Raw genomic sequence first — 17,629 nt, 5'->3', positions numbered from 1 at the left:
GGAGGCGGGATTATCGTTGAGTGCTGCGGCTTCTTCAAGGCTGAGAGCGGAACAGGCCGTCTGAAAGCGCGGCTTTGACGGTGTTGCAGCCGAACGGACTTTTATCCGGCAGCGGAAAATGCAGGCAATAAAGGAAACAGGCCGTCTGAAAGGGTTTTCAGACGGCCTGTCAGCGTGTGCATGGCGGGGCGGCATACCCGCCGCCATGCGGTGTGTTTTCAGACGGCCTTATCCGTTTGGAGGCCGTCTGAAAACTATTTCGCGGCTTTGGCAACGCGCCGCCAGTGGTGCAGCAGCGGCTCGGTGTAGCCGTTGGGCTGCTGCGCGCCTTTGAAAACGAGGTCGCAGGCGGCGAGGAAGGCGGGGGAGGTGTCGAAGCGTCCGGCCATCGGGGTGTAGGCACTGTCGCCTTCGTTTTGTTTGTCCACCACGGCGGCCATGCGCTCGAGCGTGGCGCGTACCTGCTCTGCCGAGACGATGCCGTGTTGCAGCCAGTTGGCGATGTGCTGGCTGGAAATGCGCAGGGTGGCGCGGTCTTCCATCAGGCCGATATTGTTGATGTCGGGCACTTTGGAGCAGCCTACGCCCTGCTCTACCCAGCGCACGACGTAGCCGAGGATGCCCTGGCAGTTGTTGTCGAGCTCCTGCTGTTTTTCCGCTTCGCTCCAGCCTGTGTCGGCGGCGGCGGGGATGTCGAGCAGTTCGCCGAGGTAGTCGGCCGGGGCTTGGGCGGCAAGCCGGTTTTGCACGTCGAATACGTTTACCTGATGGTAGTGCATGGCGTGCAGGGTGGCGGCGGTGGGCGAAGGCACCCAGGCGGTGGTGGCACCGGCTTTGGGATGGGCGATTTTCTGTTCCAGCATATCGGCCATGAGGTCGGGCATTGCCCACATTCCTTTGCCGATCTGCGCTTTGCCCCGCAGGCCGCATTGCAGGCCGGTTTGCACGTTGCCGGCTTCGTAGGCGGCAATCCAGCGGCTGTTTTTCATCTGGCCTTTGCGGATCATCGCGCCGGCGTGCATGGAGGTGTGGATTTCGTCGCCGGTGCGGTCGAGGAAGCCGGTGTTGATGAAGACGACGCGGTCGGCGGCGGCACGGATGCAGGCGGCCAGATTGACGGAGGTGCGGCGTTCTTCGTCCATGATGCCCATTTTCAGGGTGTGGCGCGGCAGGCGGCAGAGGTCTTCGGCGGCGGCGAAAAGGTCGTCGGCAAAACGCACTTCTTCTGCGCCGTGCATTTTGGGTTTGACGATGTAAACCGAGCCGCTGCGGCTGTTTTTATTGCTTTCGCGCGCGAAGTCGAAGGGGGCGGTGAGGGCGGTGATGACGCAGTCGAGTATGCCTTCGGGAATTTCGTTGCCCTGCGCATCGAGTACGGCGGGGGTGGTCATCAGGTGGCCGACGTTGCGGATGAAGAGCAGCGAGCGGCCGGGCAGGCGGAACGTGCCGCTGCCGTCGGGTGCGGTGTACTCGCGGTCGGGATTGAGGCGGCGGACGAAGGTTTTGCCGTTTTTCTCAACGGTTTCTTCCAAAGTGCCGCGCATCAGGCCGAGCCAGTTGGAATAAACCAGGGTTTTGTCTTCGCCATCTACTGCGGCAACGGAATCTTCGCAGTCCATGATGGTGGAGAGTGCGGCTTCGAGGATGATGTCTTTGATGCCTGCCGGATCCTGGCTGCCGATGGGGCTGCCTTTGTCGATAAGGATGTCGAAATGCAGGCCGTTGTGCAGGAAGAGCAGCGACTCGGGCGCGGCTTCGCTGCCTGTGTAGCCGGCAAACAGTTCGGGCGTTTTAAGGCCGGTTTCGCTGCCGTTGGCCAAGCGTGCGTTCAGACGGCCTGCGCTGATGTAGTACAGCACCGCGTCTTTGTGGCTGCCGTGTTCGAGCGGTACGGTGTCGTCAAGGAAGCGGCGGGCGAAAGCGATAACGGCTTCGCCGCGCTGCGGATTGTAGGTTTTGCCGGGTGCGAGTGCGCCGTCCTGACCGATTGCGTCTGTGCCGTAGAGCGCGTCATACAGGCTGCCCCAGCGGGCGTTGGCGGCATTGAGCGCGTAGCGGGCATTGTTGATGGGAACGACAAGCTGCGGGCCGGCCTGTTCGGACAGCTCCCTGTCTACGTTTTGCGTGGAAACGGCAAACGGCGCGGGAGCTTCGTCGAAATAGCCGATTCTGTTTAGAAACGCACGGTAGGCGGCTGCATCGCCTTTGCCGTTTTCTTTGTGCCATTGGTCGATTTTCTGCTGGATTTCGTCTCGCCGCGCCAGAAGTTCGCGGTTGCGCGGGGCAAATTCGGCCACGAGCGCGGCAAAACCCTGCCAAAAGTCCTGCGCCTGTACGCGCGGATGCTTGGCCAGCAGTTCTTCGCTGATGAAACGGTAGAGATGGGAGTCGATTTGCAGACCTGCTGCGGGGATATAGCTGTACGCCATGATGGTTCTCCTAAAAGTGTTTTTCTTATTTGTGCCTTAGCGATGCGGCACGGCGCAACATTAACATTATTTTGCAGATGTGGAAAGGCCGTCTGAAAACATCATGGCGGCAAACACAAAACATGATGTCCGCCCGTACTCAGACAAGGCCGCCAAGCTCCGCAGCAACCAAAAAGGAGGCGTACCGTTTGCGGAGCTGCACGCATTTTTGCGCCAACCTCTTTTTCGTGTTTCAAAACGGAAAGGCCGTCTGAAAAATGCTTTTCAGACGGCCTTTTGCCTGTTCTTTTATGTGCGGGCACACCGTATCTATATGCTTGCCGGACAGTAAAAAACCGCCCGATGGGCGGCCTTTTTGTTTTCCAAGTCAGATGGAGGCATCGATAAAGGCGGCAAGCTGGCCTTTTGGCATTCCGCCGACTTTTGTGGCGGTGTTTTGTCCGTCTTTGAACACCATCAGGGTCGGAATGCTGCGCACGCCGAATTGGGCGGGGGTTTGTCCGTTGTCGTCGATGTTGAGTTTGACGATTTTCAGACGGCCTTCATATTCGACGGCGAGTTCGTCAAGAATGGGGGCGATCATTTTGCAGGGGCCGCACCAGGGAGCCCAGAAGTCCAACAGTACGGGAATTTCGGATTTCAACACATCCTGTTCGAAGTTTGCGTCGGAAGTGTGGATGATCAGTTCGCTGCTCATAGAGTGTCCTTTTTCGGTTGGGGGGTGGATAAGGGCGGTAACATAGTGGATAAGGCGGCTGATTTCAAGGCTTGTCTGAGGAATGGCGGCGCAAAGCGCAAAGCAGCAGCAGCTCCGATATGCCCTGCCCCGCCGCCTATGCCGCCTGCTGCCTGCTTTGCGGCATTTGTCCGCTCCGCCGCATTATAGTTTTACAGTATCGCCGTCATACGCTTTTCAGACGGCCTCTTTGGCGCGGCAATAAAAAAGCGGCAACCGCAAGGGTTGCCGAAATACCTCAAATCAGAGATTTACGCTTCACAAACATACAGGCTTACGCCTGCACCCTGCCGGCGCGGCTTGACACGGGCCGGCAAAGACGGTGGTTTTCAGACGGCCTTTTTTAAGGGGAAACGGTGTATGAGGCCGTCTGAAAACGGATTCTGCCTCCGATTTATTTAGGAAAACTGGTTCATGGTGTTGTCTTTGCCGCCGGCTTTGAGCGCGGCTTCTCCGGCAAAGTATTCTTTGTGGTGGTCGCCGATGTCGGAGCCTGCCATGTTTTGGTGTTTGACGGTGGCGATACCCTGGCGGATTTCCTGACGCTGCACGCCTTTCACATAAGCCAGCATGGCTTCGTCGCCGAAATAGCCGCGTGCCAGATTGTCGGTGGACAGGGCAGCAGTATGGTAGGTGGGCAGGGTAATCAGGTGGTGGAAGATGCCGGCTTCGCGGGACGCGTCGCGCTGGAAGGTGCGGATGCGCTCGTCGGCTTCTTCGGCCAGCGCGGTGCTGTCGTAGTCGGCGGACATCAGTTTGGCGCGGTCGTAGGCGGATACGTCTTTGCCGGCGGCCTGCCATGCGTCGAACACCTGCTGGCGGAAATTGAGCGTCCAGTTGAACGACGGGCTGTTGTTGTACACCAGCTTGGCGTTGGGAACGGCGGCGCGGATTTTGTCCATCATTTCCTTGATTTGGCCGACATGCGGTTTTTCGGTTTCGATCCACAGCAGATCCGCGCCGTTTTGCAGCGAAGTGATGCAGTCGAGTACCACGCGGTCGATGCCCGTACCCTGGCGGAATTGGAAGAGGTTGCTCGGCAGGCGTTTGGGGCGGATGGTTTTGCCGTTGGTGTTGACGATTACGTCGCCGGGCTTGATTTGGCCCAAATCGGTAATCTCTTCGCCGTCCAGGAAGCTGTTGTATTGGTCGCCCAGATCGCCTTTTTCGGCGGAGTAGGCGATTTGCTTGGTCAGGCCTGCGCCCAGCGAGTCGGTGCGGGCGACGATCACGCCGTCATCCACGCCCAATTCCAGGAAAGCGTAGCGTACGGCATTGATTTTGGCGAGGAAGTCGGCGTGCGGCACGGTTACTTTGCCGTCTTGGTGGCCGCATTGTTTTTCGTCGGAAACCTGGTTTTCGATTTGGATGCAGCACGCGCCCGCCTCAATCATTTTTTTCGCCAGCAGATAGGTGGCTTCTGCGTTGCCGAAACCGGCATCGATGTCGGCAACAATCGGCACAATGTGCGTTTGGAAGCCGTCGATTTCGGCAAGGATTTTTTCTTCTGCGGCTTTGTCGCCGTCGGCACGCGCCTGATCCAGTGCGGTAAAGAGCAGGTCGAGTTCGCGGGCATCGGCCTGTTTCAGGAAGCCGTAAATTTCTTCAATCAGAGCGGGAACGGAGGTTTTTTCGTGCATGGACTGGTCGGGCAGCGGACCAAACTGCGAACGCATTGCCGCCACCATCCAGCCGGAAAGGTAGAGATAGCGTTTGTCGGTGGAGCGGTGGTGTTTTTTTACCGCAATCATTTTCTGCTGTGCCACAAAGCCGTGCCAGCAGCCGAGCGACTGGGTGTACTTCGCGTGGTCGGCATCGTATTCTGCCATATCGCGGCGCATAATCGCAGCGGTGTATTTGGCGATGTCCAAGCCGGTTTTGAAACGGTTTTGCAGCCTCATGCGGGCGGCGTATTCGGGCGATACGGCGTGCCAGCCGCTGCCGTTTGCCTGCTTGGTTTCTTCTGCTGTGCGGATCTCTTTTTGATATTCAGCCATTTTCTTCTGCTCCTTTGTCGGTTTCTGCTTCTTTGTGAACGTTTCTGCCGCTGCGGCTAAAGAATGTAGTCTGATGTAGTCGCGGCGGCATGGGGCGGAATTTAGCTGCGTTTTTACGCGATGACAAGGAGAAATTTTTTTTCAAACGCCGAATCAAGTATCTCGGAGGATATTTTTCTGCCGTTTTTTAAAATTTTTACGTTTGATTTTCCGTTTGCTGCGGATTTTATAACGGACATCGGCGGTTTTTTGCTATTTTGTGGTTATTTCAGTATTGTAAAAATATGTCTGGATTCGGAAGGCAATGATTTGAAAGGGATAAAACATTCATTTTTATGTAATCTATTGTAGCCTGCATTATGAGGCCGTCTGAAAACAGGGTTCGGCAAGATGAGGCTGTCCCCTGCCCTTTTTTCAGACGGCCTCCGGGTATGGCGGCTGCCGACCCCATGCAGCGCGGATTTGTTTGAAAAAACGCGTGTTTCCTTTACAATCCGCCGCTTTTACCCGCGTTGTGGTTCGCAATCCTCCCACAATAAAAAACTAAGGAATCTTTCATGACCCGTTCTTCCGACGAGCTGCGCGGCCTGTCCCTTTTGGGCGGCAGCACGCAGTATCCCGACCGTTACGCACCCGAAGTATTGGAAGCGTTCGACAACAAACATCCGGACAACGACTATTTCGTCAAATTTGTCTGTCCCGAATTCACCAGCCTGTGTCCGATGACCGGACAGCCCGATTTCGCCACCATTGTCATCCGCTACATTCCCGATATGAAAATGGTGGAAAGCAAATCGCTGAAACTCTATCTTTTCGGCTTCCGCAACCACGGCGATTTTCATGAAGACTGTGTAAACATTATCATGAAAGACTTGATTTCGCTGATGAATCCGAAATACATCGAAGTATCGGGCATCTTTACTCCGCGCGGCGGCATCGCCATCCATCCCTTTGCCAACTACGGCCGACCGGAAACGCCGTTTGCCGCCATGGCATACGAACGCCTGTCGCGCCACGATATGCAGTAAGGAGGCCTGCCGTGTACGGATTATTCCCGCAGCCGCAGGTAAAAGCCCTGTTTTGGCTGGTTCTTTTCCATATCGCCGTTATCGCGTCGAGCAACTACCTCGTCCAGTTTCCTTTCGACATTCCCCTGCCCGACGGCTTTGTCGTCCATTCCACCTGGGGTGCGCTGACCTTTCCCTTTATTTTCCTTGCCACCGACCTTACCGTGCGTATCTTCGGCCGGCAGCCGGCGCGGCGGATTGTTTTTTTCGCCATGTTGCCCGCCCTCATGTTGTCTTATGCCGTTTCCGTGCTGTTTCACAAGGGCGCGTGGACGGGCTTGGCGGCATTGGCCGGCTGGGATTGGCTGGTTTTCCGTATCGCGCTGGCGAGCTTTTGCGCCTATGCCGCCGGCCAGATGCTTGATATTTTTGTCTTCAACCGCCTGCGCCGCCTCAAATCTTGGTGGATTGCGCCTGCGGCTTCGATGTTTGCCGGCAATGCGGCAGACACTCTGATTTTTTTCTCCGTTGCCTTCCATGCCGGCGGCGACGCATACATGGCGCAGCATTGGCCGCACATTGCCTTTGTCGATTATCTGTTCAAACTCGCCGTGTGCGCCCTGTTTTTCCTGCCCGCCTACGGCATTGCCCTGCGCCTGCTTGCCAAACGCCTCACCGCCCTGCCCTGCGGGGAAGACGGAAAGCAATATGCGCAAAAGCAGACAGAGGCCGTCTGAAAATACGGCTTTGCCCATATTGCCGCCCTGCTCTTTTCAGACGGCCTGTTACAGATGATGCCGTCTGAAAGCGCAGCCCATATAAAGTGAAAACGGTATAATCCGCGCCTTGATTTTTTAACGAAAGCCACGCCATGCAAGAACACTACCACCCCTCCGCCATCGAGCCGGCCGCCCAGGCCAAGTGGGACGGGGCCCGCATTTTCAATGCGGCCGACGATGCTTCCAAACCCAAGTATTACTGCCTTTCGATGTTTCCCTACCCCAGCGGCAAGCTGCATATGGGGCATGTGCGCAACTACACCATCGGCGACGTATTGAGCCGTTTCAAGCTGCTCAACGGCTTCAACGTACTTCAGCCTATGGGTTGGGACGCTTTCGGCATGCCGGCCGAAAACGCCGCCATCGACCGCAAAGTCGCACCCGCAAAATGGACGTATGAAAACATTGCCTATATGCGCAAACAGCTCAAAAGCCTGGGTTTTGCGTTTGACTGGTCGCGCGAGCTGGCCACCTGTACGCCGGACTATTACCGCTGGGAGCAGCTTTTGTTTACCAAGCTGTTTGAAAAAGGCGTAATCTACCGCAAAAACGGCACGGTCAACTGGGATCCCGTCGACCAAACTGTTTTGGCCAACGAGCAGGTAATCGACGGGCGCGGCTGGCGATCGGGCGCGGTGGTCGAAAAACGCGAAATCCCGATGTATTACTTCCGCATCACCGATTATGCCGAGCAGCTTTTGAACGACTTGGACAGCCTGAACTGGCCGGAGCAGGTCAAAACCATGCAGCGCAACTGGATCGGCAAATCGCGCGGCGCACAGGTGCGCTTTGCGCTGGCACCGGACAGCAAATCAGGCCTGGAAGGCACCGATGCCGAATATGTGCAGGTGTACACCACCCGCCCCGACACGCTGATGGGCGCGACTTATGTGGCCGTGGCCGCCGAACACCCGCTGGCCGCCGCCGCTGCCGCAGGCAATCCCGGATTGCAGGCGTTTATTGCCGAATGCAAGGCGGGAAGCGTGGCCGAAGCCGATATGGCCACAATGGAGAAAAAAGGCCTGCCTACCGGCCGTTTCGTCATCAATCCGCTCAACGGCGAAAAGCTGGAAGTGTGGATTGCCAACTATGTATTGTGGGGCTACGGCGACGGCGCGGTGATGGCCGTGCCCGCGCACGACGAGCGCGATTTCGAATTTGCGTCCAAATACGGCCTGCCGAAAAAACAGGTTATCGAACCGGCCGAACCGCTGCCCTACAATGAAAACGAATGGCACGAATGGTATGCCGCCAAAGAAAACATCCGCCTCACCAACAGCGGCAGGTTTGACGGCATGGATTTTCAGACGGCCTTTGATGCCGTAACCGCCGAACTCGAAGCCAACAACGCCGGCATGCCCAAAACCCAATACCGCCTGCGCGACTGGGGCATTTCGCGCCAGCGCTACTGGGGCTGCCCGATTCCGATTATCCATTGCGAAAGCTGCGGCGACGTGCCCGTGCCCGCAGACCAACTGCCCGTGGTACTGCCCGAAAACGTCATTCCCGACGGCAGCGGCTCGCCTCTGGCAAAAATGCCGGAATTTTACGAAACCGCCTGCCCGCGCTGCGGCGGTGCGGCCAAACGTGAAACCGACACCATGGACACATTTGTCGAATCGAGCTGGTATCAGTTCCGCTATATGTCGCCCGCGTTTTCAGACGGCATGGTCGCACCCGCAGCCGCACAATACTGGCGCGAGGCCGACCAATACATCGGCGGCATCGAACACGCCATCCTCCACCTCTTATACGCCCGCTTTTTCACCAAGCTGATGCACGGCGAAGGCATCGTGCCCGTAAAAGAACCGTTTGCCAGCCTGCTCACACAGGGCATGGTGCTGCAGGCCACTTATTACCGCGAAACCGAAAGCGGCAAAAAACAATGGTTCAACCCCGCCGAAGTCGATGTGCAGACCGACGAAAAAGGCCGCCCCGTATCGGCGCTGCTGCGTGCCGACGGCCTGCCCGTAACCATAGGCGGCGTGGAAAAAATGTCCAAATCGAAAAACAACGGCGTTGATCCGCAACAGATTATCGATGCCTACGGTGCCGACACCGCCCGCCTGTTTATGATGTTTGCCAGCCCCCCCGAGCAGTCGCTCGAGTGGAGCGATTCGGGCGTGGAAGGCGCGCACCGCTTTTTACGCCGCCTGTGGCGCACCGTGTACGAGTTTCAAAGCGGCGGCACGGCAAAAGCCTTTTCAGACGGCCACGACAGCCTCGGCAAAGAATTGAAAGACCTGCGCCACAAACTGCACGCCACCATCGCCAAAGTCAGCGACGACTACGGCCGCCGCCTCCAATTCAACACCGCCATCGCCGCCGTAATGGAGCTGCTCAACCAATACGACAAAACCGACACCGCATCTGATACCGGACGCGCCGTTGCCCAAGAAGTGTTGGAAGCCGCCGTGCGCCTGCTGTGGCCGATTGTGCCGCACATCTGCGAAACGCTGTGGCACGCGCTGAGGCCGTCTGAAAACCTGTGGGACGCAGGCTGGCCGCAGGTTGACGAAAGCGCGCTGGTAAAATCCGAAATCGAAATCATGGTTCAGGTCAACGGCAAACTGCGCGGCAAAATCGCCGTCGCGCCCGACACGCCCAAAGCCGATTTGGAAGCCGCCGCCCTGGCCACCGACGGCGCGGTGAAATTCATGGAAGGCAAACCCGCGAAAAAAATCATCGTCGTCCCCGGACGCTTGGTCAACATCGTGGTCTGAAGCATACCGCGCACCAACGGAACAGGCCGTCTGAAAAGGTTTTCAGACGGCCTTTGGCTTGGACATGGAACGCGTGCGCCGCTGTGGCGATATACCCTACGTTCGGTATCGGCAGAAGGAGGTAAAACGGCAAGCCGCCCGCTTATCCTCGTGCAGACGGAGGCGCAATCTCTGTCATCAGGTAGGGTGTGTCGCCTAAGCGACGCACGCGTTTATCGTGTCCCAACGCCTGTTTGCCGGTAAAAAGATACGAAAGGCCGTCTGAAAATCCGCAGTCTGCGTTTTCAGACGGCCTGTTTGTATTTTGCAGAACGCGTGCGTCGCCGGGCGACACACCCTACGTTCGGTATCGGCAGGAGGAGGTAAAACGGCAAGCCGCCTGCTTATCCTTATGCAGACGGAGACGCAATCCGTCAAGGTAGGGGGTGTGGCGCAGCCACGCACGCGGTTTCAGAATAGTTGCAAAACAAAGAACGCGTGCGTCGCTGTGCGGCATACACTACATTAGCGGCAGAGGCCGTCTGAAAACCCTTGTTTAACGCTTTTCAGACGGCCTGTTGTTTGAACGCTGGGAACGGGCGCATTCTGCTTATCAGATGCCTGCGTGCCGTGCGGCAAATTCGTCGGCGGCCTGCACCAGCGCGGCGGATACGGCCTGCTCGAAGGCCGAGTGGCCGCCTTGTACGATGCGCAAATCGGCTTCGGGAAACGCCTGTTTCAAGTCCCACGCGCTGCGGGCGGGCGTGCACAAATCGTAGCGTCCCTGCACGATAACGGTGGGGATGTGGCGGATTTTGTTCACGTTTTCCAAAATGCCGCGCCCTTGGCCGAACCAGCCCAGATGGACGAAATAATGGTTTTCCAAACGGGCGATGGCCAGCGAGGCTTCGGGGTCTTCGTCGCTTTCCTGCGGCTCGAAGCGCACGAGGTAGTTTTCCCAGTCGGCCCAGGCTTTGGCGGCATCGAGTGCGGCGGCGCGGTCGGACGAGTTGAGCAGGGCGTGGTAGCTCCGTATCAGTTGGCCGCGCTGTCCGCTCGGGATGGGGGCGAGATAACGCTGCCATTGTTCGGGGTAAACCATGCTCGCGCCGCCTTCTTCGTTCAGCCAGTCGATTTCAAATTGGCGGCAGAGGAAGATGCCGCGCAGAATCAGGCCGCGCACGCGTTCGGCATGGGTTTCGGCGTAGGCCAGCGACAGGGTGCTGCCCCACGAGCCGCCGAACACCAGCCAGCTTTCGATGCCGAGCATTTCGCGCACTTTCTCGATATCGGCCACCAAATCCCAAGTGGTGTTGTCGCGGGTTTCGGCGTAAGGCTGCGAGCGTCCGCAGCCGCGCTGGTCGATGATGACGATGCGGTATTTTTCGGGGTTGAAAAAACCCCGGCATTGCGGCGATGCGCCCGCACCCGGGCCGCCGTGCAGGAAGATGACGGGGATGCCGTCGGGCTTGCCGCTTTCTTCCCAGTAGATTTGGTGCAGATCGGATACTGGCAGCAGGCCGCTGCGCAAAGGTTCTCGAATCGGATACATCGGGGGTTTCCTTGTGGGGCGGGTTGGCTTTGAGGCCGTCTGAAAACAGGGCGGGCGGCCGATACGGCGCGTCAGTCCAAAGACACTTCGATATTGTCGATCAGACGGGTGTTGCCCAGCCGTGCGGCAGCGAGGACGACGAGCTGTTTGTCGCCCGCGTGGGCGGTGTCCAGCGTGCCGGCGCGGCGGATTTCGACGTAGTCCGCCACCCAGCCCGCCTGTTGCAGCTTGCGCACGGCGGCTGCTTCCAATTCGGCGTAGGCCAGATCGCCGCCGCGCAGGGCTGCGGCGATGGTTTGCAGCTCGCGGTAGAGGCGCGGGGCTTCGGCGCGTTCGGCCGCGTTCAAATACTGGTTGCGGCTCGACAGGGCAAGTCCGTCGGCGGCGCGGCCGGTATCGACGGGGACGATTTCGACGGGAAAGTCCAAATCCTCGACAAGGCCTTTGATTATGGCAAGCTGCTGGTAGTCTTTTTTGCCGAAGCAGGCAAAATCGGGCTGTACGATGTTGAAGAGTTTGGCGACCACGGTGGCGACACCGCGGAAATGGCCGGGGCGGAATTTTCCGCAGAGTTCGTTTTGCAGATGCGGCGGCTCGATGTTGTAACGCTGCTCCACATTGGGGTAAAGCGCGCGCTCGTCGGGGGCGAACAAGGCCGCCACGCCCTCGCCTGCGAGTTTTTCCGCGTCTTGGTGCAGGGTGCGCGGGTAGCGGTCGAAATCTTCGCCCTGGCCGAATTGCAGGCGGTTGACGAAAATGCTGACAACCACCTTGTCCGCCCGCTTCTTCGCCTCGCGCACCAGAGCCAGATGGCCTTCGTGCAGATTGCCCATAGTCGGCACAAAGGCCGTTGTGCCGGCGGTTTTGCGCCAAGCGCGCAACGCGCCGACGGTGTGGATGATGTTCACGCTGTGTTTCCTTCCAATAAAATGTGTTTTCAGACGGCCTGTGCGGGAAATTCCCGCCTTCGGAACGGCGGCTTTCGGCCGCGTCCGCCATACCGCAAAGGCGCGGATTATACGCCGCGCCCGCCGTCTGCAAAGCCCCGCGCCACCGTTGCAGACGGCTCTGCGCCTTTTTCAGACGGCCTTTCGCTATGTAAAGAAAGGGTTTACACTTCCCGCCTTTCCCGCAAGGAGTCATGCTATGGACAACACCAATCCGAAAAAAATCAAAGCCGGTATCGTCGGTGCCACCGGCTATACCGGCGTGGAGCTGCTGCGCCTGCTGGCCGGCCACCCGTATGCGCAAGTGGCCGCCGTAACCAGCCGCAGCGAAGCGGGCGTGCGGCTTGCCGACTATTTCCCCAGCCTGCGCGGCGTATACGATCTGGCATTTTGCGCGCCCGAAGACGCGCCGCTCGCCGGATGCGACATAGTGTTTTTCGCCACCCCCAACGGCGTGGCGATGAAGGAAGCCCCCGCCCTCTTGGCGCAAGGCGTGCGCGTTGTCGATCTTTCCGCCGACTTCCGCCTGCAAGACCTGGCCCAATGGGAAAAATGGTACGGCATGAAGCACGAAAGCCCCGAATGGGCGGCAAAAGCCGTGTACGGCCTGACCGAATGGCGGCGCACGGAAATTGCCGCCGCGCAGCTTGTCGCCAACCCCGGCTGCTACCCCACCTGCGTTTCCCTCGCCCTGCTGCCGCTGCTGCGGGCAGGCGCGTTGCGCGAAGGGATGCCGCTGATTGCCGACTGCAAATCCGGCGTGTCCGGCGCGGGACGCAAAGCGGCGGTAAACACCCTTTTCGGCGAAGCCGCCGACAACTTCAAAGCCTACGGCGTGTCCGGCCACCGCCATCTGCCCGAAATCCGCCAAACCATTGCCGCCCTGCAAGAAGGCGTGGCCGCAGGGCTGGTGTTCGTTCCCCATCTCACACCGATGATACGCGGCATGGAAGCCACGCTGTACGTCCGCCTCAAAGACGGAACCGACCCGCAGGCCCTGTTGGAAGCCGCCTACCGCGAAAGCCCCTTTGCCGATGTCCTGCCTGCCGGAAAAATACCCGAAACCCGCAGCGTGCGCGGCGCGAACGTCTGCCGTATCGCCGTGCAGCAAGCCCCCGATACCGACATATGGATACTGATGAGCGTACAGGACAACCTCGTCAAAGGCGCGGCGGGACAGGCGGTGCAGAATATGAACTTGATGTTCGGCTTCGACGAAACCGAAGGCCTGCGCCAAGCCGCCCTGCTGCCCTAAGCCGCCGATACGCAACAGGCCGTCTGAAAACAATCTTTTCAGACGGCCTGTTGCGTTTGCAGCCGGACAAATTGCAGCGGGACAAAATAGAAAAAAGACCAAGCCGCCGCTGCGCCTGCCTGTTATTCCGCCACCCCCATTGCCACCAGTTTCACCACCAGCGGGCGCACCAGCAGCAGGCTGGCAAAAGCAACGGGCCAGGTAATCAGATAAGATTTTGCCCACCGCGCCGCATAGCCCGCGTCCAAACCCGTATTCAGCGCAACCAGCACGCCGCTCACAATCAATACCATAATCGCCGAAGCGTAAAACGAAAACAGCACACCTGCGTATTTTTTAGGCAATTTTTTCACCGTATCTCCGTTGGAAACAACATCAAAGCCATAGTTTAATCTGTGCATCAATCCATTAAAATACGAAAAACCATCCGATATTGGCGATAATTGCACAAAAAATCCCGCCTCCCCCACCCTGTTTTCAGGGCTGTCCAAACCACGAAAGAACACAATGAACAACTGGGACGACTTGCTCTATTTCAACATACTCGTAGAAAAACAAACGCTGACCGCAGCAGCCGAAACGCTGGGCGTGCAACACAGCACCATCGCCCGACGCATTGCCCGCTTGGAGCAAACGCTCGGGCTGCGCCTGTTTGACCGCATAGGCCGCCGCTATCTGCTTACCGGCGAGGGTGCGCGCATCCACGCGCAAGTGCGGGAAATCGCAGTCGGCATGGACACATTGCTGCGCACCGCGCAGGAGCAGCGCGAAGCCGTGGCGGAAGTAGTGGTTTCCGCGCCGCCGCTGGTGCTCAAAGGCCTGCTGATGCCCCGTTTTCCCGAATTTGCCCGCCGCCACACCCATATCCGCCTTGTGCTGCAAAGCGATGCGCAGCTTAGCAATCTGCACGAACGCCAGGCCGACATTGCCCTGCGTATTGTCCGCCCGCAGCAAAACGACCTTGCCGTCCGCCGCCTGCGCCCCGTTTTTTACCGCTTCTACGCCCACGCCGCTTATCTGGCAAACTGTCCGCCGCACAAGCGGGCGTATTGCCATTTTACCGCCCACGGCAGACACAGCCTTTGGGCGGCGGAGCGGCTGGCACACCGCCGCATTATTCTCGCCTGCAACGATTTCGATGTTATCAAAGCTGCCATAGCAGCCCAAACAGGCATCGGCTGGCTGCCCGATTTTTACGTTTTGCCGCCGGATAATTTTGTGCAAATCAGTTTGAACGACGATGCGGCGCAACCGGAAGAATTTGCCGCCGACATTTATTTGGTGATGCACGAAGATGTGCGCCGCTCGCCCAAAATCCGCGCCGTAGCGGATTTCTTAACCGAAGTATTGGCAAAATAGACAGGCCGTCTGAAATCACGTTGCTTGGTTTCAGACGGCCTTTCGTATCTTTATCGGCAAACAGGCATTGGGACACGACAAACGCGTGCGTCGCTTAGGCGACACACCCTACCTGATGACAGAGATTCCGTCTCTGTCTGCACGAGGATAAGCAGGCGGCTTGCCGTTTTACCTCCTTCTGCCGATACCGAACGTAGGGTGTGTCGCCCGGCGACGCACGCGTTCTGCAAAATACAAACAGGCCGTCTGAAAATCCGCAGTTTGCGTTTTCAGACGGCCTGTTCCCGTTGGGAACGCCGTGCCGCCCTACTCCGTCCAGCCGCCGCCGAGGGCTTTGTAGAGCGCGACGGCGGCCTGTGCGCCGGCCAGTTGCGAGCGGATGAGGTTTTCCCGTGCGTCTTGCGCGGAGATTTCGGCACGCAATGCCTGATCGAGGGTGATTTTGCCGTAGCGGAACAAGCCCTGCGCGTCGGCGGCCTGTTTGGCGGATGCGCGCTCCGCGCTTTGCAGCAGGGCGGTTTGGCGGGCGAGCGCGGTGTGCATCTGGTAGGCGGAATCGGCTTCGCCCAGCGCGGTCAGCAGCACTTGGTCGTAGCGCAGCAGGGCGGTTTGCAGGCGTGCGGCGGCGGCGCGGATATTGGCTTGTATGCGGCCGTTGGTAAAGAGGGGGACTTGGATGCCCAGCGAAAGCATGCTGCTCCATCCTTTCAACACGCTGTCGCCGTCGAGTTCGATGCGGCCGTCCCGCCCCATGAAGCTGATGGTAAAACGGGGCAGCAGGTCGGCTTTGGCGGAAGCGAGACGGGCGGCGTAGGCGCGGACTTGGGCGGCATTGGCGCGGATGTCGGGGCGGCGTTCGATCATGCCCTGCGGCGTTTGACCCGAGGGGGCGGCAGGGCGGTTTGCCAGCGGGTCGGCGGGGCTGTCGGGCAGGACATAGCCCTGCGGCACTTGGCCGCTGAGGACGGCGATATTGCGGACATAGACGGCGCGTTCGGCTTCGATGGTGCTGTGTTTGGCCTGCATGGCGGACAGGGCGGCGCGGGCTTGTTCCACGTCGTAGGCGGTGGCGTGGCCGGCGGCGAAGCGGGCTTCGGTGTAGCGCAGCATTTTTTGCAGGGCGGCGGTGCTGCGGGCGGCGGTTTGCAAGCGGCCTTCTGCCGCGCGGGCTTGGAAGTAGTTGCCGGCTATGTCGCCGGCCACGAGAAGCTGCGTGCCGTAGAGCTGTTCCTGTTGTCCGAGGGCGGCATAGCGGGCGGCATCGGCATCGCTGCGTTTGCGGCCGAAGATGTCGGCTTCCCACGAGGCGGACACGCCGGCAAGTGCGCTTTGGCTGCGCCCGCCGATTTTGTCATCGGCAAGGGAGGAAGCCTGCGGCAGGCGGGAAAGGGCGTTGCGGCCGTCGGCACCGATCGGGTTGTCGAGGCGGCTTTTGCCGGCGGAAACGGAGGCGGACAGGCCGGAGGTGGGGCCGAGGTCGGCGCGGGCGAGTGCGGCCTGCTCGCGGGCTTCGGCCAGCCGGCTGCGGGCGGCCAGAATGTCGAGGTTTTGCTGCAAGGCGCGTTCGATCAGGGCGGACAGTACGGGGTCGTGCCAGTTCTGCCACCAGCGGGCGACGTTGCCGCTGCCTTGTGCGGCTTGGTTTTGGCCGAAACTCTGCGGCACGGGAACACGGCCGGACAGGTCGATGTCCGTGCTGCGGCAGGCGGAGAGGATGCAGGCAGCCATGAGGGCGGCGGCAAGGGGTTTGCCGAGTGTGTGGGACATGGTTTTTCCTTGAATTGGTCGGCGGCCGCATGAGGCCGTCTGAAAAAAGGGTAAAGCGAAAAGGCCGTCTGAAAACCAAGCGCGTGCGCTGCTTGGGTGATACACCCTGCGGGGCGGACGGGGCTGTTTTCAGACGGCCTTTTTGTCTTTTGCGCCTGCGTCTTTGCCTTTGTCCGCCTCCCGGGCCGCCGGTTCTCCGTAGTAGTCGGCCACCATGCGGCGGCTGTTTTTGTGTTCGCGGCCGGTTTTGTTTTTTTTGCGGGCGGGAAAGTCTACTTCGGGTACGGGCAGGTGCTGGTAGGGAATTTGGGCGAGGATGTGGCGGATGATGTTGAGGCGGGCGGTGCGCTTGTCGTTGCTGTCGGCCACAAACCAGGGCGACCAGGAAGTGTCGGTGGCGGCGAGCATTTCGTCGCGGGCTTGGGAGTAGTCGTCCCAGCGGCGGTAGGATTCGATGTCCATCGGCGAGAGTTTCCATACTTTGCGCGGGTCGGCAATACGGTTTTTCAGACGGCGTTCCTGCTCGTCCATGTCGATTTCCAGCCAGTATTTCAGCAGGATGATGCCGCTGTCGATCAGGGCTTTTTCAAAAAAGGGCATGATGGAGAGGAATTTGCGGGTGTCTTCTTCGCTGCAAAAACCCATCACGCGCTCCACGCCGGCGCGGTTGTACCAGCTCCGGTCGAAAATCACCACTTCGCCGGCGGCGGGCAGGTGCGGCACATAGCGTTGCAGGTAAATCTGGCTTTTCTCGCGCTCGCTGGGGGTGGGCAGCGCAACGGTGCGGAAGACGCGCGGGCTGACGCGCTCGGTGATGGCTTTGATGGTGCCGCCCTTGCCCGCGCCGTCGCGCCCTTCAAAGATGATGCACACTTTCAGCCCTTCATGCTGCACCCAGCGTTGCAGGGCAACCAGTTCGCCGTGGAGGGTTTTCAGCTCTTTCAGATAGGCTTTCAGGCTGATTTTGTGCTTTGTACCTGTTTTTTTAACCATTTTTCTGCTCCCTGCCCGCCGTTTCGGGCTGTCGGTAAAGGAAGCGGACTATACCATATCCGCAGAGGGGCGGACGCGGCGGAAAATCATCGGGGCGGGTTTCGCT

At 59.1% G+C, this 17,629-nt stretch carries 13 protein-coding genes and 1 riboswitch; of the genes, 5 read left to right on the top strand and 8 right to left on the bottom strand.

Features of this window, described 5'->3' with window-relative positions:
- Positions 1–254 precede the first annotated feature (254 nt).
- From DYE40_RS00610 to DYE40_RS00595, 3 genes are all read right to left on the bottom strand, one after another.
- Positions 255–2,429 carry a malate synthase G gene (locus DYE40_RS00610; RefSeq protein WP_115307278.1) on the bottom strand — a complete coding sequence of 725 codons (2,175 nt, stop codon included), beginning with the start codon at positions 2,427–2,429 and terminating at the stop codon, positions 255–257.
- A 367-nt stretch (positions 2,430–2,796) separates the two neighbouring features.
- The gene (gene trxA / locus DYE40_RS00600) at positions 2,797–3,126 is read right to left on the bottom strand and encodes a thioredoxin TrxA (RefSeq protein WP_115307276.1); all 330 of its coding nucleotides are present in this window, start codon (positions 3,124–3,126) and stop codon (positions 2,797–2,799) included.
- Between the two features lie 437 nt (positions 3,127–3,563).
- Positions 3,564–5,162, bottom strand: a complete 1,599-nt coding sequence (locus tag DYE40_RS00595) for an isocitrate lyase (protein WP_115307275.1) — start codon at positions 5,160–5,162, stop codon at positions 3,564–3,566.
- A gap of 508 nt (positions 5,163–5,670) precedes the next feature.
- Positions 5,671–5,715: riboswitch (PreQ1 riboswitch) on the top strand.
- Positions 5,716–5,719: 4 nt separating this feature from the next.
- On the opposite strand from DYE40_RS00595, the gene queF reads away from it, so the two are divergent.
- The 3 genes from queF (at position 5,720) to leuS (ending at position 9,671) form a co-directional block, all read left to right on the top strand.
- The gene (gene queF, locus DYE40_RS00590; protein ID WP_115307274.1) at positions 5,720–6,190 is read left to right on the top strand and encodes a preQ(1) synthase; all 471 of its coding nucleotides are present in this window, start codon (positions 5,720–5,722) and stop codon (positions 6,188–6,190) included.
- A gap of 11 nt (positions 6,191–6,201) precedes the next feature.
- Complete coding sequence (locus tag DYE40_RS00585; protein ID WP_115307273.1) at positions 6,202–6,906, top strand: 7-cyano-7-deazaguanine/7-aminomethyl-7-deazaguanine transporter; 705 nt, start codon at positions 6,202–6,204, stop codon at positions 6,904–6,906.
- A 134-nt stretch (positions 6,907–7,040) separates the two neighbouring features.
- On the top strand, positions 7,041–9,671 hold the full coding sequence (gene leuS, locus DYE40_RS00580; protein ID WP_115307272.1) for a leucine--tRNA ligase: 2,631 nt from the start codon (positions 7,041–7,043) through the stop codon (positions 9,669–9,671).
- Between the two features lie 592 nt (positions 9,672–10,263).
- On the opposite strand, the gene pip is transcribed toward leuS, so the two are convergent.
- Positions 10,264–11,202: a prolyl aminopeptidase gene (pip, locus tag DYE40_RS00575; protein WP_115307271.1), complete on the bottom strand. Its 939-nt coding sequence runs from the start codon at positions 11,200–11,202 to the stop codon at positions 10,264–10,266.
- 71 nt (positions 11,203–11,273) lie between these two features.
- Positions 11,274–12,110: a pantoate--beta-alanine ligase gene (panC, locus tag DYE40_RS00570; protein ID WP_115307270.1), complete on the bottom strand. Its 837-nt coding sequence runs from the start codon at positions 12,108–12,110 to the stop codon at positions 11,274–11,276.
- A 238-nt stretch (positions 12,111–12,348) separates the two neighbouring features.
- Between panC and argC the strand changes: the two genes are divergently transcribed.
- A complete protein-coding gene (argC, locus tag DYE40_RS00565) occupies positions 12,349–13,404 on the top strand; it encodes an N-acetyl-gamma-glutamyl-phosphate reductase (protein ID WP_115307269.1) in 1,056 nt (351 codons plus the stop codon).
- A gap of 122 nt (positions 13,405–13,526) precedes the next feature.
- Here argC and DYE40_RS00560 read toward each other — a convergent pair whose 3' ends face one another.
- On the bottom strand, positions 13,527–13,757 hold the full coding sequence (locus DYE40_RS00560; RefSeq protein WP_115308216.1) for a DUF2798 domain-containing protein: 231 nt from the start codon (positions 13,755–13,757) through the stop codon (positions 13,527–13,529).
- A 154-nt stretch (positions 13,758–13,911) separates the two neighbouring features.
- Here DYE40_RS00560 and DYE40_RS00555 point away from each other — a divergent pair, with 154 nt between their 5' ends.
- Positions 13,912–14,763, top strand: coding sequence for a LysR family transcriptional regulator (locus tag DYE40_RS00555; RefSeq protein WP_115307268.1), 852 nt, complete (start codon positions 13,912–13,914; stop codon positions 14,761–14,763).
- Positions 14,764–15,069: 306 nt separating this feature from the next.
- Here the strand turns inward: DYE40_RS00555 and DYE40_RS00550 are convergent, their stop codons facing one another.
- Both DYE40_RS00550 and ppk2 read right to left on the bottom strand, forming a co-directional pair.
- Positions 15,070–16,530, bottom strand: coding sequence for an efflux transporter outer membrane subunit (locus DYE40_RS00550; RefSeq protein WP_115307267.1), 1,461 nt, complete (start codon positions 16,528–16,530; stop codon positions 15,070–15,072).
- A gap of 129 nt (positions 16,531–16,659) precedes the next feature.
- Positions 16,660–17,523 (bottom strand): polyphosphate kinase 2, encoded by an 864-nt coding sequence (ppk2, locus tag DYE40_RS00545; RefSeq protein WP_172461177.1) that lies wholly within the window; start codon positions 17,521–17,523, stop codon positions 16,660–16,662.
- Between the last annotated feature and the right edge of the window lie 106 nt (positions 17,524–17,629).

This window comes from Kingella potus (assembly GCF_900451175.1).
Lineage (GTDB): Bacteria > Pseudomonadota > Gammaproteobacteria > Burkholderiales > Neisseriaceae > Neisseria > Neisseria potus.
This window is presented reverse-complemented; position numbering and strand designations above follow the sequence as displayed.

Excerpts from the sequence above, each read along its gene's own strand:
- DYE40_RS00610 (WP_115307278.1), bottom strand. The coding sequence starts at position 2,429 with ATGGCGTACAGCTATATCCCCGCAGCAGGTCTGCAAATCGACTCCCAT.
- trxA (WP_115307276.1), bottom strand. The coding sequence starts at position 3,126 with ATGAGCAGCGAACTGATCATCCACACTTCCGACGCAAACTTCGAACAG.
- DYE40_RS00595 (WP_115307275.1), bottom strand. The coding sequence starts at position 5,162 with ATGGCTGAATATCAAAAAGAGATCCGCACAGCAGAAGAAACCAAGCAG.
- queF (WP_115307274.1), top strand. The coding sequence starts at position 5,720 with ATGACCCGTTCTTCCGACGAGCTGCGCGGCCTGTCCCTTTTGGGCGGC.
- leuS (WP_115307272.1), top strand. The coding sequence starts at position 7,041 with ATGCAAGAACACTACCACCCCTCCGCCATCGAGCCGGCCGCCCAGGCC.
- pip (WP_115307271.1), bottom strand. The coding sequence starts at position 11,202 with ATGTATCCGATTCGAGAACCTTTGCGCAGCGGCCTGCTGCCAGTATCC.
- argC (WP_115307269.1), top strand. The coding sequence starts at position 12,349 with ATGGACAACACCAATCCGAAAAAAATCAAAGCCGGTATCGTCGGTGCC.
- DYE40_RS00555 (WP_115307268.1), top strand. The coding sequence starts at position 13,912 with ATGAACAACTGGGACGACTTGCTCTATTTCAACATACTCGTAGAAAAA.
- DYE40_RS00550 (WP_115307267.1), bottom strand. The coding sequence starts at position 16,530 with ATGTCCCACACACTCGGCAAACCCCTTGCCGCCGCCCTCATGGCTGCC.
- ppk2 (WP_172461177.1), bottom strand. The coding sequence starts at position 17,523 with ATGGTTAAAAAAACAGGTACAAAGCACAAAATCAGCCTGAAAGCCTAT.